Origin of the sequence: Streptomyces tricolor (genome assembly GCF_002155905.1) — a bacterium.
GTDB classification, from domain to species: Bacteria; Actinomycetota; Actinomycetes; order Streptomycetales; family Streptomycetaceae; genus Streptomyces; species Streptomyces tricolor.
In genome coordinates, this window is sequence record NZ_MUMF01000348.1 from 1 (window position 1) to 336 (window position 336).

A 336-nucleotide genomic window follows, 5' to 3' on the forward strand; every position below is an offset into this window, starting at 1 on the left:
TCTCCCCGGGCCGTACGACGGCCGTCTCCCCCAGGTCCACGACCCCCACCACATCCGCCGTACGGATGTAGAACTGCGGCCGGTAACCGGTCGCAACCGGTGTCGTACGACCCCCTTCGCGCCCGGACAGCACATACACCCGGGCCGTGAACCGGCGGCGCGGCACCACGCTCCCCGGTGCCGCCACCACGTGCCCGCGACGGACCGCGTCCCGCGCGACGCCGCGCAGCAGCAAGGCCACGTTGTCCCCGGCCTGGGCCTCCTCCATCGGCTTGCCGAAGGTCTCCAGACCGGTCACGACGCTCTGGACGCCGGCGCCGAGCACGTCGACACGGT

At 72.9% G+C, this 336-nt stretch carries 1 protein-coding gene; it reads right to left on the reverse strand.

Annotation, left to right across the window (positions count from 1 at the left end):
- The coding region (locus CCN44_RS46435) for an EF-Tu C-terminal domain-related protein (RefSeq protein ID WP_414820518.1) at positions 1-336 on the reverse strand (336 nt) is incomplete at both ends.